Annotated in this window: 11 protein-coding genes; 4 read left to right on the top strand and 7 right to left on the bottom strand. The window is 67.9% G+C overall.

Annotated features, from left to right (window positions below):
- Window positions 1-340 precede the first annotated feature (340 nt).
- Window positions 341-1,666, top strand: a complete 1,326-nt coding sequence (locus tag AC6JAM_RS02200) for a SufS family cysteine desulfurase (RefSeq protein WP_026265910.1) — start codon at window positions 341-343, stop codon at window positions 1,664-1,666.
- Between the two features lie 23 nt (window positions 1,667-1,689).
- Window positions 1,690-2,139, top strand: a complete 450-nt coding sequence (gene sufU, locus AC6JAM_RS02195) for a Fe-S cluster assembly sulfur transfer protein SufU (protein ID WP_018770125.1) — start codon at window positions 1,690-1,692, stop codon at window positions 2,137-2,139.
- A 90-nt stretch (window positions 2,140-2,229) separates the two neighbouring features.
- Here the strand turns inward: sufU and AC6JAM_RS02190 are convergent, their stop codons facing one another.
- From AC6JAM_RS02190 to AC6JAM_RS02180, 3 genes are read right to left on the bottom strand one after another with little or no spacing between them, the layout of a single operon-like run.
- Complete coding sequence (locus AC6JAM_RS02190) at window positions 2,230-2,451, bottom strand: SCO4848 family membrane protein (protein WP_056393524.1); 222 nt, start codon at window positions 2,449-2,451, stop codon at window positions 2,230-2,232.
- 3 nt (window positions 2,452-2,454) lie between these two features.
- The gene (locus tag AC6JAM_RS02185; RefSeq protein ID WP_018770123.1) at window positions 2,455-2,952 is read right to left on the bottom strand and encodes a DUF2505 domain-containing protein; all 498 of its coding nucleotides are present in this window, start codon (window positions 2,950-2,952) and stop codon (window positions 2,455-2,457) included.
- A 44-nt stretch (window positions 2,953-2,996) separates the two neighbouring features.
- Window positions 2,997-4,502, bottom strand: coding sequence for an SDR family oxidoreductase (locus AC6JAM_RS02180; protein WP_056393527.1), 1,506 nt, complete (start codon window positions 4,500-4,502; stop codon window positions 2,997-2,999).
- 296 nt (window positions 4,503-4,798) lie between these two features.
- Here AC6JAM_RS02180 and mfd point away from each other — a divergent pair, with 296 nt between their 5' ends.
- Window positions 4,799-8,563, top strand: a complete 3,765-nt coding sequence (mfd, locus tag AC6JAM_RS02175) for a transcription-repair coupling factor (RefSeq protein WP_497933919.1) — start codon at window positions 4,799-4,801, stop codon at window positions 8,561-8,563.
- A gap of 6 nt (window positions 8,564-8,569) precedes the next feature.
- Window positions 8,570-9,382, top strand: a complete 813-nt coding sequence (locus tag AC6JAM_RS02170; protein ID WP_018770120.1) for a metal-dependent hydrolase — start codon at window positions 8,570-8,572, stop codon at window positions 9,380-9,382.
- Window positions 9,383-9,463: 81 nt separating this feature from the next.
- Here the strand turns inward: AC6JAM_RS02170 and AC6JAM_RS02165 are convergent, their stop codons facing one another.
- From AC6JAM_RS02165 to AC6JAM_RS02150, 4 genes are all read right to left on the bottom strand, one after another.
- Window positions 9,464-9,727 carry a hypothetical protein gene (locus AC6JAM_RS02165; protein ID WP_018770119.1) on the bottom strand — a complete coding sequence of 88 codons (264 nt, stop codon included), beginning with the start codon at window positions 9,725-9,727 and terminating at the stop codon, window positions 9,464-9,466.
- A gap of 52 nt (window positions 9,728-9,779) precedes the next feature.
- Complete coding sequence (gene deoC / locus AC6JAM_RS02160) at window positions 9,780-10,499, bottom strand: deoxyribose-phosphate aldolase (RefSeq protein WP_018770118.1); 720 nt, start codon at window positions 10,497-10,499, stop codon at window positions 9,780-9,782.
- Between the two features lie 89 nt (window positions 10,500-10,588).
- Complete coding sequence (locus tag AC6JAM_RS02155) at window positions 10,589-11,461, bottom strand: FAD-dependent oxidoreductase (RefSeq protein WP_026265906.1); 873 nt, start codon at window positions 11,459-11,461, stop codon at window positions 10,589-10,591.
- A 225-nt stretch (window positions 11,462-11,686) separates the two neighbouring features.
- Window positions 11,687-12,853, bottom strand: coding sequence for a uroporphyrinogen-III synthase (locus AC6JAM_RS02150; RefSeq protein WP_497933917.1), 1,167 nt, complete (start codon window positions 12,851-12,853; stop codon window positions 11,687-11,689).
- Window positions 12,854-12,859 lie beyond the last annotated feature (6 nt).

Below are 12,859 nucleotides of genomic sequence, written 5' to 3'. Positions count from 1 at the left end.
GTAGTGCACCCGCCTGGATTCGAGTACACCCTACTCGTGTACGTAAGGGCCCCACGGGATTTACTTAAGGAGGCAAAGCAAAGCGGCAGGCCGGAAGCCGAAGAGCAGCCAATCAGGACAGTGAGGCCCTCTCAACTTCCGGTCCCCAGGGACCGGGTCAAGACGGGGCCGGCGACGTCAGAGTCTTCTGAGACCGAGACTCTCCCCCCAGCCGTCGCCGGCCCTTTACTCCCTCGGCCGAAGCCCGGGGCAGCGGTGGCGGCCGCCCCTTCCGGGCGGCCGCCACAGCCGTGTGTGGGACAATTGGGTTGTCAGACATGGGCAGCCCAAGGAGTTCGTTTTGGCCGTAGTATCAACGCCAGCCACACTGGAACGTGCCGTACCTGTCATGGACAACGCCGAGGTGCTGCGCATCCGCAATGACTTCCCGGTCCTCAATCAACTGGTGAACGGACAGCCGCTGGTCTACCTCGACTCCGGGGCCACATCCCAGAACCCCGTGAGCGTCATCGAAGCCGAGCAGGAATTCTATGAGCAGCGCAACGCTGCCGTGCACCGGGGCGCCCACCATCTTGCGGTTGAGGCCACCGAAGTCTTCGAGGACGCCCGCCAAACCATCGCCGACTTCATCGGTGCGGACTACGAGGAAACCATCTGGACCTCGAACGCGACGGAGGGACTGAACCTCCTCTCCTATGCGCTGTCCAATGCCGGACTGTGGGCTGCCCAGGGCCGCGGCGACCAGCGGCTCGGGGAGCTGTCCCTGGGGCCCGGGGATGACATCGTGGTGACCGAGATGGAACACCATGCCAACCTGATTCCATGGCAGGAGCTGGCATTCCGCACAGGAGCCACCCTCCGGTACATCCCCATCGGAGATGACGGCAGCCTTCGCATGGACCAGGCCGCCGGGATTATCGGCCCGCGTACCAAAGTCCTGGCCTTCACCCACGCTTCCAACGTCCTGGGAATCATCAACCCGGTAGCGGAACTGACGGCCCTCGGGCATGCGGCCGGCGCCTTGGTTGTCCTGGACGCCTGCCAGTCGGCTCCCCACCTGCCCTTGAACGTCAAGGAACTCGGCGTGGACTTCGCGGTCTTCTCCGGCCACAAGATGCTCGCCCCCACGGGGATTGGCGTGCTGTACGGGCGGCAGGAGCTGCTGGACATCCTCCCGCCGTTCCTGACCGGCGGGTCAATGATCACTACCGTCACCATGGAGCGGGCCGAGTACCTCCCGGCGCCCCAGCGCTTCGAAGCGGGCACCCAGCGCATCTCCCAGGCGGTAGCCATGGCGGCCGCAGCGAACTACCTGACGGAAACCGGGCTGGCCCGGATCCATGCGTGGGAGGCCGCACTGGGCCAGCGCATGGTGGCGGGGCTGGAATCCATTCCCGGCGTCCGGGTCCTGGGCCCGGCAGCCGGAAAGGAACGGATCGGCCTTGCCGCATTCGACGTCGAAGGCGTCCACGCCCATGACGTGGGACAGTTCCTGGACTCCCGGGGAATCGCCGTCCGCGTGGGACACCACTGCGCCCAGCCGCTGCACCGCAGGCTTGGACTGACCGCCACGACCCGGGCCAGCGCCTACCTCTACAACACCACGGACGACGTGGACCGCTTCCTTGAAGCCGTTGCCGGCGTCCGGGCCTACTTCCGCGCATAGCGGAGAAGACGAAAGGTGACACCATGAGCCTTGACCAGCTGTACCAGCAGATCATCCTGGACCATTCGAAGGCCCGCCACGGCAGCGGGCTCGCCGCGACCGAAGCGCCCCAAGGCACCTCCACCGGGCAGTCGCACCAGCTCAACCCCGTGTGCGGCGACGAAGTCACACTCCGGCTCGCCGTCCAGGACGGGAAAGTGGCACAGGTGGCGTGGGACGGCGCCGGCTGCTCCATTTCCATGGCCTCGGCGTCCGTCCTCAGCGACCTCGCCGAAGGCATGACCGTGGCTGAACTGCACGAAATTATCGACAGCTTCCGGGAGGTGCTGAGGTCCCGTGGGAAGGTCCATGCTGATCCTGAGCTGCTTGGGGATGCGGCAGCGTTCGAAGGAGTGGCACGCTACGCAGCCCGGGTCAAGTGCGCCATGATCTCCTGGGTTGCTGCGGAGGACGCGCTTAACCAGGCAGCCTAGGCCAGGCAACCCAGGCCAGACGGAAACAGCCCGGACCTTGCTCCAACAGGAGTAAGGTCCGGGCTGTTTTCGCGCCGTGGAACGGCTGGTTCAGCCCAGCAGGCCGAGAACACCGATCACCGCTGTGGCGAGTCCCAGCACCATGGAGATGCTCACCAGCACCACGTGCACGGTCAGGAATTTGGTGGCCTTTCCTGCCGCATCGCGGGCGCGGGGATCCTTCATCACGCGGCGCAGGAACTGCGGCCAGACCACCAGCGACCAGACGCCGGCGACGATGAGGACCAGCGCTGCGAGGACGGGAAGCTGCATGGGTTAGTGGCTTTCCAGCCAGGCCTGAGCCTGTGCGGCCTGCAGGTTCAGGGCTTTGGCCACCATGGGTTCGGCGGCGTCGGCGATCTTGCCGCCCAGGAACGGAACAGAGGACTTAACGGCGCCCTCAAGCTCCACCCGGGTTCCACCGGCATCGGCCACCAGGCGCTGGACGGCCGTGACATCCACCGGGGCGCCGGCGATCTTCAGCGAAATGTTGCTCTGGCGGGAGCCGTCGGCGGCCGGGGCCTCCCAGTTTTCAACCTGCGTCACCTTCAGGTGCTCACCCACGAACTTGCGGGCAATCTCGGGCAGGCGCGTGGTGGGGAGGGTACGCACCGAGGTGGCGTTGAAGGCCCCTGCGATGTCACCGTCCACGCTGAAGGACTCCAGGGTGCCGCCTACCAGTTGGCTGACGTGGCGCTGGAAATCTTCGTTCACCAGCACAGCAGCAACGCTGTCAACGGAGTGCGGAAGGGTTGTGGTTGCGCTCAGCGCCATGGGTCCTCCTGGGATTTGGGGAAAGGATTTACGCCTCCAACATCCTACGGGGTGACCGGCGAGGGCTCCGCATCGGCAAGTTTCTGGGCGGCAGCGGTGATGTTCCGGGCCATGGCCGGGAAGATCAGGCTGTGGAACGGAAGCACGGCGAGCCAATAGAGCCGTCCGCTCAATCCCTTGGGGAAGAAGATGGCGCGCTGCCGGTAGCGGCTGCCCGCGCCGTCGGGCTCCACGGAAAGCTCCAGCCAGGCCCGTCCCGGCGCCCGCATCTCGGCCCGCAGCCGCAGGAGCCTGCCCCGGTCGATCTGCTCCACCCGCCACCAGTCCACCACTTCGCCGATGGCCAGGGTGTGCGGGTGCCGCCGGCCACGCAGCAGGCCTGCGCCGCCGGTCAGTTTGTCCAGCCAGCCGCGGACCTGCCAGGCCAGGGGCAGGGAATACCAGCCGTTGCGCCCGCCGATGCCCTCGATGATCGTCCAGACGTGGGCCGGGTCCACATCGCCGTGGAAGGTCCGCTCGTCGATGTACACCTTGTGCCCCGACCAATCGGGGTCGCTGGGAAGCGGATCGGAGTCGGCACCGGCGTTGGCCCAGGTGGTCTCCACCTGGCCGTCCCGCTCCTTTCCCAGCGCCAGGGCCACCGCCGTGCGGTAGGGGGTCAGGCCGCCGTCGGGCTGGGGAATGTACTGGTCGATGTCGTGTTCGTTGGCCACCGCGTCATGCTGCAGGGACTGGACCAGCGGCACGGCCATGGAGAGCGGGATGGGTGTTGTCAGGGCCACCCACATGCCTGCCAGCTTGGGTGCCGGTACCGGCAGCGCCAGCACCACCCGGTAGGGCAGGCCCGCTTCGGCGGCGTACTCCTGCATCATCCCCGCGTAGGTCAGCACCTGCCGGCAGCCGATGTCGAAGGTGCGGTTGATGGGGCCCTCCAGCGACGCTGCGGACACCAGGTAGTAGAGGACATCACGCACGGCGATGGCTTCGATCCTGTTGCGCACCCAGCTGGGCGCCGGCATCAGGGGCAGCGTTTCGGAGAGGTGCCGGATCATCTCGAAGGAGGCGGAGCCGGAGCCGATCACCACGCCTGCCTGGAACACTACGGCGTCCACCGGGCTGTCCAGGAAGACCTTGCCCACCGCCTCCCGTGACCGCATGTGGGTGGACAGCTCCACCCCCTGGGGGTGCAGGCCGCCAAGGTAGACGATCCGGCGGACCCCCGCGGCCGCTGCAGCATCCGCGGCCGTCCTGGCCATGGCCTTTTCCTTGGCTTCGAATCCCGCGCCGGCGGCCATCGAATGCACCAGGTAGTAGAAGACCTCGACGCCGGCCAGGGCGTCGCGGAGGGCGTCGCCGTCGTCCAGGCTGCTTTCCACCACGTCCACTTTGTCCCGCCAGGGCACGCCGGCGATCTTGTCCGGCGAGCGGACCAGCACCTTGACGGTGTGGCCTGCTTCCAAAAGCCGGGGCACAAGGCGGCCGCCGATGTAACCGGTGGCCCCGGTGACAAGGACAGTCTTTGGTGCTGGCTGGGCGCTCATTGCAGTCATGCTGGCTCCTGTATGGTCCTGGCCCCTGTTCGTACCGGCCTGGCTTGGTTCTTGGTAGTTCGGAGCCGCGGCCCGTCCGGACGGGCGGCGGCTCCGAACTACCCGGCTCCAAACAACAGGGCTCCGAACTAAGGGGCTCCGAAAAGGCAACTGTCCGGCCCTGCCAGCCTAGGCCTGTGGGCGCCGCGCTGCCATGTCGTTCCTGCGCTGTAGGCTGGGAGTACCCGGGATTCGCAGCGAATTTCGGGTTTTCGCGTTGCCTGCGACCCTCGATGAACACCACAGGAGCTTCTGCCATGAGTCTTCCCGGCCAGTCCGCCGCCGGCACATCCAGCACAGGCACATCCAGCACGGGCACGTCCAGGACAGGCACGGCCCGGCCCGCCAAGACCAGTACCGCCCCGTCGCTGGACGGGCTGCGCCGTGCCCTGGCGCCGGACCAGACGTTCGCCCGGGTCCGCGCCGAGGCTGCCCGGGGATTCGCCGTCCGCGGACAGGACTACCAGATCAGCGCTCCTCCGGGACTTCGTCCGGTGCTGCTCGCGGAGATGGCTGACGGGCTGGCGGCCAAGGCGGAACAGGCGGGCGGTATGGAGCCGGGCGTGGTGCTGGCCGTCACTGCCACCGGCCGGGAGGCGGAGGACCTCACTGCGGCCCTGCGCGCCTACCTGCCCGCGGATTCGGTGGCCGAGTTCCCCAGTTGGGAGACCCTCCCGCACGAGCGGCTGTCGCCGCGCTCGGACACCGTAGGCCGCCGCTTGTCCGTGCTGCGCCGCCTGGCCCATCCGGAAAATCCAGCGCACCCGGAAGGCTCGACGGCGGGCCGGCTCCGCGTCGTCGTCGCGCCGGTCCGCGCCGTGGTCCAGCCGGTGGTGGCGGGCCTGGGCGACCTGGTTCCCGTCACGCTGAAGGTGGGCCAGGAGGTGCCGTTCTCCGACGTCGTGAAGAGCCTTGCCGACGCCGCGTACGCCCGTGTGGACATGGTGACGCACCGCGGTGAGTTCGCCGTCCGCGGCGGCATCATCGACGTTTTCCCGCCCACCGAGGACCACCCCATCAGGGTGGAGTTCTTCGGGGACGAAGTGGACCAGATGCGCTGGTTTGCCGTGGCCGACCAGCGCTCGCTGTCCGCCCCGGGCGTCCACCACCCCACCGAACTGCATGCCCCGCCGTGCCGGGAAATCCTCATCACCCCGTCCGTCATGTCCCGCGCCGCCACGCTGAAGTCCCAGCTTCCGGCCGCCGCGGACATGCTGGAGAAGATCGCCGGCGGAATCGCCGTGGAGGGCATGGAATCCCTGGCGCCGGTGCTGGTGGATGCGATGGTTCCGTTCGTTGACCAGCTGCCTGCCGACTCCATCGCCGTGCTGATCGAGCCGGAGAAGGTGCGCACCCGGGCCCACGACCTTGCCGCCACCAACGAGGAGTTCCTCGAAGCGGCATGGTCCACCGCGTCCGACGGCGGTGCGGCACCTTTGGACCTCAGCTCGCAGGCGAGTGCGGCGCTGCACTCTGCCAGCTTCCGGTCCCTGGCGGAAACGCGCACCTCCTCGCTGGAGCACGGCGTGTCCTGGTGGTCGATTACGTCACTGGCGCAGGACGCGGAGCTGCTGCCCGAGATCGACGTGCTGAACCTGCATGCCCGGGAGCCGCGGGGCTACCAGGGCGACGTGGCGGAAATGATGGAGTTCATCGGTTCGCACGTCCGCGACCAGTGGCGGATCGTGGTGGCCACGGAAGGGCCCGGGCCGGCCCAGCGCCTGGCCGAGCTGTTCCATGAGAACGACATTCCCTGTGCCCGGGTGGACAGCCTGGACCACGAACCCCAGCCGGGCATCATCGAGGTGACTACTGCCGCCGTCGGCCGTGGTTTTGTCCTGGACGGCCTCAAACTGGGCCTGCTCACCGAAGCCGACCTGCTGGGACGGACCTCCGCCGGGTCCACCAAGGACATGCGGAGGATGCCCTCCAAGCGCCGCAACGCCGTCGATCCCCTGCAACTGGTGGCGGGGGACCACGTGGTCCATGAACAGCACGGCATTGGCCGGTTCGTGGAACTCATCCAGCGCAAGGTGGCCGGCGGCGGCGACGGCGTCCGGGAATACTTGGTGCTGGAGTACGCGCCGGCCAAGCGCGGCGCACCCGGCGACCGGCTGTTCGTCCCCACGGACCAGCTGGACCAGGTGACCCGCTACGTGGGCGGCGAAACCCCCGTGCTGAGCAAGATGGGCGGCGCGGACTGGGCCAGCACCAAGTCCAAGGCCCGCAAAGCCGTCAAGGAGATCGCCGGCGAACTGATCCGGCTGTACTCTGCCCGCATGGCCTCCCGTGGCCACGCGTTTGGACCCGACACGCCCTGGCAGCGGGAACTGGAGGAGGCCTTCCCGTACGTGGAGACGCCGGACCAGCTGACCACCATCAACGAGGTCAAGGCGGACATGGAGCGGGAGATTCCCATGGACCGGCTGGTGTCCGGCGACGTGGGCTACGGCAAGACCGAGATCGCGGTGCGCGCTGCCTTCAAGGCGGTGCAGGACGGCAAACAGGTGGCGGTGCTGGTGCCCACCACCCTGCTGGCCCAGCAGCACTACGAGACCTTCACCGAACGCTTCTCCGGCTTCCCGCTGCGGGTTAAGCCGTTGTCCCGGTTCCAGAGCGCCAAGGAAGCGAAGGAGACGGCGGAGGGTGTGAAGAGCGGTGCCGTGGACGTGGTGATCGGCACGCACCGGCTGTTGGCCAAGGACTTTGAGTTCAAGGACCTGGGCCTGGTGATCGTGGACGAGGAACAGCGGTTCGGCGTGGAGCACAAGGAAGCGCTGAAGAAGATGCGCACCAACGTGGACGTCCTGGCCATGAGTGCCACCCCGATTCCCCGCACCCTGGAGATGTCCCTCACCGGCATCCGGGAAACCTCCACCCTGGCCACCCCGCCGGAGGAACGGCACCCCGTGCTGACCTACGTGGGCCCGTACACGGACAAGCAGACCTCGGCCGCCATCCGCCGCGAGCTGATGCGTGAAGGCCAGGTGTTCCTGGTCCACAACCGGGTGTCCACCATCGAGCGGACGGCCGCCAGGATCCGCGAGCTGGTGCCCGAGGCACGGGTGGAGGTGGCGCACGGCAAGATGTCGGAGAGCCGCCTGGAGCAGATCATCGTTGACTTCTGGGAGCGGCGCTTCGACGTGCTGGTGTGCACCACCATCATCGAGACAGGCCTGGACATCTCCAACGCCAACACGTTGATCGTGGACGGCGCGGACAAGTACGGCCTGTCCCAGCTGCACCAGCTCCGCGGCCGCGTGGGCCGTGGCCGTGAACGCGCCTACGCCTACTTCCTGTATCCGTCAGAGAAGCCGCTGGGCGAGGTGGCGCTGGAACGGCTCAAGGCCGTGGCCGCGCACAACGAACTGGGCGCCGGCATGCAGCTGGCCATGAAGGACCTCGAAATCCGCGGTGCCGGCAACCTGCTCGGCGGCGAACAGTCCGGCCACATCCAGGGAGTGGGCTTTGACCTGTACATCCGGCTGGTGGGCGAGGCCGTGGCGGACTACCGGGGCGAGGCCGAAGAAAAGGCCGCGGAGATGAAGATCGAGCTGCCGGTCAACGCCCACCTGCCGCACGACTATGTCCCCGGCGAACGGCTGCGCCTGGAGGCCTACCGGAAGCTCGCGGCGGCCATCACCAATGAGGCCATCGACGAGGTCCAGGCCGAGCTCGTTGACCGCTACGGTGAACTTCCGCTGCCCGCCCAGAACCTGGTGGCGGTGGCACGCTTCCGTGTTGGTGCGCGCGAAGCCGGCCTGTCCGACGTCGCTCTGCAGGGCAACTTCATCAAGTTCTCCCCGGCCTCGCTCCCGGAATCCAAGATCATGCGCCTGAACCGGATGTACCCCGGATCGCAGTCCAAACCCGCACTCGACGCCGTCCTCATCCCCAAGCCCAAGACGGCACGGATCGGCGGACGGGATCTGCAGGACGCCGAGATCCTGGAATGGGCCAACGGCGTGATCCGGAATATCTTCTCCGACGCCCCGCTCGCCGCCCCGGCAGTCAGCGGCTAGCACGTGATGGGAGGACACCACGCCGCGTCTGGAGCCGCGGCGTGGGTAGCTGTTGCGTCCACCGGCCCCTACACCCTGGGTTGGTACCCGCTGGATCCCACGGGCATCCTCATCGGCGGCATGGCCACCGCGGGCACGGCACTGGTGTGCGACTGGGACCACCGGGCAAGCACGGTGGCCCACTCGCTGCCGCCGCTGTCCAACGTGATTGCGCGCGGCATCGAGAACGCCAGCGGGGGCCACCGGCAGGGAACGCACTCCATCCTTGGTGCCGCGGTTTTTGTCTTCCTCGCCGGCCTGGCATCGCAGGTGCACCTGGACACCGGCTGGGGCCGCCTGTCCGTGGGGGCCGGGCTGCTGTGCATGTTCCTGATCAACATTGCGGCGAAGGCGCTGAAGCTCTTTCCCAAAAGCGGCTTTATCTCCAACTGGATCTTCGCGCTGGTCATGGCGGGCCTGGTCACCGTATACGCGCCGGGGCAGTGGACCTGGCTGCCCACCTCGATGCTGATCGGGGTGGTGGTGCACATCGTGGGCGACCTCATCACCACCGGAGGAGTGCCGCTGCTGTGGCCGCTGGTGGTCCGGCCGCCGAAAATACTGCGCCGGCTGCCCCTGCTGCGGAACGTCTGGCGGGCCAACGGCGCCCTGTCCCTTCCCCTGCTGGGGCGTGCCGGTTCCAAGCGGGAGTGGCTGGTGCTGATCCCGGTCAGCGCGTACGCCATGGTGGGCATGTCGATGGCCGGCTGGGCCATCGCCCAACAGCACTGGGGCCGTGCGGCGGCTGCCGCGGGCGCCTGGATCAGGCTCTGGTTCTAGCAGGCAACACCCTTCAGCGGGAAACAGCAACGGACCGGCGGAAAAGTCCGCCGGTCCGTTGTTTGCTGTATGGAGTGGGTGTTAGTGCTCGCCCGCAGAGTCGGACCGGCCCAGGATGGTCTGCGGGATCCAGAAGGCCAGCGCAAACAGGGCCAGGCAGGCGGCCATGGGCCACGGGTTGCCCAGGCTGAGGAAGGACAGCGAGTAGATGGCGCCCAGGAACAGCACGAAGCAGACCGCGAACAGGATGACGCTGGTGGCGAGGTTGTTCTCGTTCTGCGGGGTCCGGACGGAGTCCTGGTTCGACGCCGAGTCCCGGCTGGACGCGTTGATCTGGCTGGACATATGTTCCTCCTCGGCCCCGCGGGGCTTGGTCTGCGGCCGCTTCCGGGTCCGGTCAGTAAGCGGTTGAACCCTGTTCACCCTTGACGATGGCAATCCCGGAGCTGGCACCAATTCGTGTTGCACCTGCTGCAATCATAGCCTGCGCGTCGGCCAGGGACCGTACGCCGCCGGAGGCCTTGACCCCCAGGTCAGGGCCCACCGCGCGGCGCATCAGGGCCACGTCTTCAACGGTGGCGCCGCCACCGTTGAAGCCCGTGGAGGTTTTCACGAAGTCCGCCCCGGCCTCAACGGCCGCCCGGCATGCCAGCACCTTCTGCTCATCCGTGAGCAGGGCTGTTTCGATGATGACTTTCAGGATGGCGCCGCCGGCGTGCACCGTCTCGGCCACCGCGGCGATGTCCTCGGTCAAGGCGCCCTGGTCACCGGCCCTCGCGGCGGCAATGTTGATCACCATGTCCACCTCGTCCGCGCCGTCCAGCACGGCGCCGCGGGCCTCGAACGACTTCACGTCTGTAGGGGTGGCCCCCAGCGGAAAGCCCACCACGGAACAGGTGAGGACGCCGGAGCCCTTGAGCGCCTTGGTGACGGTCTTGACCCAGATGGGGTTGACGCAGACCGACTTGAACCGGTACTCGGCTGCCTCCGCGCAGACCTTCAGCACGTCAGCTTCCGAGGCTTCGGGCTTGAGCAGTGTGTGGTCGATGTAGGAGGCGATGTTCGCGGTCCCGGCCGGATCAGCGGTTCCTGCGTGAACGGTGGCTTCGTTGCTCATGATGGTCCTCTCGAAGGGCCTTGTGGGCCCGGCGTTGACTCGGTTTCGGGAACCATCTTGTCACAGCGCACGGCGCCGGTGGCGGCCGCTCAGGCGGCAGCCTGAAGAACCGGCGCTGCAGCCGCGGCAGTCAGCAACTGGGTGGCACAGGCACCTGCCGCCGACGCGGCGGCCACCAGCAGCCCCAGCCGCACGCCGTCGAACGCTGCTGCGTCGCCGATCGCCCAGATCCCCGGCACGGACGTCCGGAAGTCCCTGCTGATCTCGATGCCGCCGCCGGCGGCCGTCCGCAGGCCCGCGCTGGCGGCGAGGCCGTCCCGGGATACCCGCTCCTCGGCCAGGACCACCAGGTCGCCGGTCATGCTGCTGCCGTCTTCAAAGACCACGGCGGAGGCGGCGAGGGGGGAACCGGCCCCTCCGGAAACGACGGCGGGGATGATGGCCGCGGGCCGGGCGGTGGTGCGGATTGGCCGCACCCCCTTGGCCCGGAGTACCGCTTCGGCCTGCCCTGCCGCTGCCCCGGTGCCCACCAGGATCCCCACGGGGCGGCGGCCCAGCTCGCGGGTGACTTCCTGCACTCCGTCCGCAATGCGCGGGGCGTCATCGATGGTGGAGTAGCTCAGGCACTGCGCGGCGCCGTCCACCGGGTTGGCCACGGGTGCCGAACCGGTGGCGATGACCAGCTGGTCGTAGGCGAATTCCATGCCGTCGGCGGTTGCCACGGTGCGCTTGGCAGCATCGATGTGGCTGGCCGGCTGGCCAAAGCGGACGGAGACCTGGGGGAGCATGGCCAGCTCCAGCAGTTCCGCCGGGGTGTCATCGCGGTTGCTCAGCACGGTGATGGTGCCGGCGAACCGTGCCCGGTCCAGTTGGGCCACCAGGGCCTGGGCGGCGGGGCCGGCGCCGGCGATGACGATGCGGGTTGCGGCGGAGGTGGACGTTGAGGGTGCCGGAGCGGACATGTGCTGGCCCTTTCGCTGGCGGCCGGGAACCGGCCGGAACTTCATGATGGAACCCAGCGTAGGGGCCTGCTTTTTCGGTTGTGTTACCCACCCATTGCTGTTTACCGGGCCCGTGTTCGCCAGTATTTACCGGCCGGTAACAGAACCCGTGACCCACCTCTCATTCACCGGCCGGCGGACACAATCCGCCATTCCCGGCGCACAAGTGGCCGGCACAGGCGTTCCTTAGACGCGGATCCGGTACCCGCGCTTGACTACCGTTTCAATGAGCTTTCCGTCCGGCAGTGACGAACGCAGCCTGCTGACCGTCATGTCCAGTGCGTGCACGGAACCCCGGAGTTCCAGCAGGTCGGAGAGGGATTCACGGGACAGGACAGCGCCGCCGGCACCCAGCAGGGCGCGCAGGAGCAGCAGGGGAGCGGGTGCCAGTTCCACCGCCTGGCCGTCGATCCGCAGGCTGCGGCCGCGAAGCTCGATGTTCCCGGAGCGGGTGTCCAGCCGCCGGACATGGTTCAGGGCCAGGTGCTCGCACACCAGCCGGATGAGGGCCCCCATGCGGAAACGTTCCGGGATGAGCGGCGTCACGCCCACGTCCAGGAGTGGCTGTGCCGTCACGGGACCCACCACGGCGGTGGTGACGTTCAGTTTCAGGCTTTCCACCAGCTGCTTGTACAGGCCCATTTCGTGGGCGGTGCTCCACATCGCGTCCACGGCTGGGGCGCTGGTGAAGGTCAGGACGTCCAGGTTCCCGCTGCAGGCGGCCTCGATCAGGCGCGGCAGCCTGTCCTCGCCGTCGGGCTTGACCCACCGGTAGGGCGTGACGGTGAGGACCGTGGCGCCGGACATCCGCAGGCGTTCAATCTGGCGGACGTCGGTGTAGCCGTGCAGCTGCATGGCGACGGTCTTGCCCCGGACGCCTTCGGTGAGCAGCATGTCCACCAGCGTGGCGGTGGTTTCGTCGCTGCTGATGCCGACGTCGGCAAGGCCGGCCGCGCGCACGGCACCGCGGGCTTTGGGCCCCCGGACGAACATGCGGCAGTTTCCCAGCGTTTCCAGCAGTTCGTCGCCGATCCCGAAGGAGTCAGCGGCCTCGCACCACCGGCGCATGCCGTAGGCGGTGGTGGCGATGCACAGGTCCGGCTTGGCGGCGATGATGGCCCGCGTGTCCTCGATGAGGTGCATGTCCTCCTGGACGGGGGCGATCTTCAGCGCCGGCGCATGCAGCACTTCGGCACCCCGGCGCTCCAGGGCCTCGATCAGGTCGCGCGACCGCCGGTCCGAGGTGACGCCGATGCGGAACCCTTCCAAGGGCGACTCCGCGGCATCGGTGGCTTCTTCGGCCTGCGTCGTCGGTGCGGCCTGGGCTGGTTCAGCCGGTGCAAGTGCAGTCATGGGGGT

Source organism: Arthrobacter sp. GmRoot5-12, from assembly GCF_059739365.1.
This window is presented reverse-complemented; position numbering and strand designations above follow the sequence as displayed.

Bases quoted from the DNA above. Each gene is read 5' to 3' on its own strand.
- sufU (WP_018770125.1), top strand. From the start codon at position 1,690: ATGAGCCTTGACCAGCTGTACCAGCAGATCATCCTGGACCATTCGAAG.
- AC6JAM_RS02190 (WP_056393524.1), bottom strand. From the start codon at position 2,451: ATGCAGCTTCCCGTCCTCGCAGCGCTGGTCCTCATCGTCGCCGGCGTC.
- AC6JAM_RS02185 (WP_018770123.1), bottom strand. From the start codon at position 2,952: ATGGCGCTGAGCGCAACCACAACCCTTCCGCACTCCGTTGACAGCGTT.
- AC6JAM_RS02180 (WP_056393527.1), bottom strand. From the start codon at position 4,502: ATGACTGCAATGAGCGCCCAGCCAGCACCAAAGACTGTCCTTGTCACC.
- mfd (WP_497933919.1), top strand. From the start codon at position 4,799: ATGAGTCTTCCCGGCCAGTCCGCCGCCGGCACATCCAGCACAGGCACA.
- AC6JAM_RS02170 (WP_018770120.1), top strand. From the start codon at position 8,570: ATGGGAGGACACCACGCCGCGTCTGGAGCCGCGGCGTGGGTAGCTGTT.
- AC6JAM_RS02165 (WP_018770119.1), bottom strand. From the start codon at position 9,727: ATGTCCAGCCAGATCAACGCGTCCAGCCGGGACTCGGCGTCGAACCAG.
- deoC (WP_018770118.1), bottom strand. From the start codon at position 10,499: ATGAGCAACGAAGCCACCGTTCACGCAGGAACCGCTGATCCGGCCGGG.
- AC6JAM_RS02155 (WP_026265906.1), bottom strand. From the start codon at position 11,461: ATGTCCGCTCCGGCACCCTCAACGTCCACCTCCGCCGCAACCCGCATC.
- AC6JAM_RS02150 (WP_497933917.1), bottom strand. From the start codon at position 12,853: ATGACTGCACTTGCACCGGCTGAACCAGCCCAGGCCGCACCGACGACG.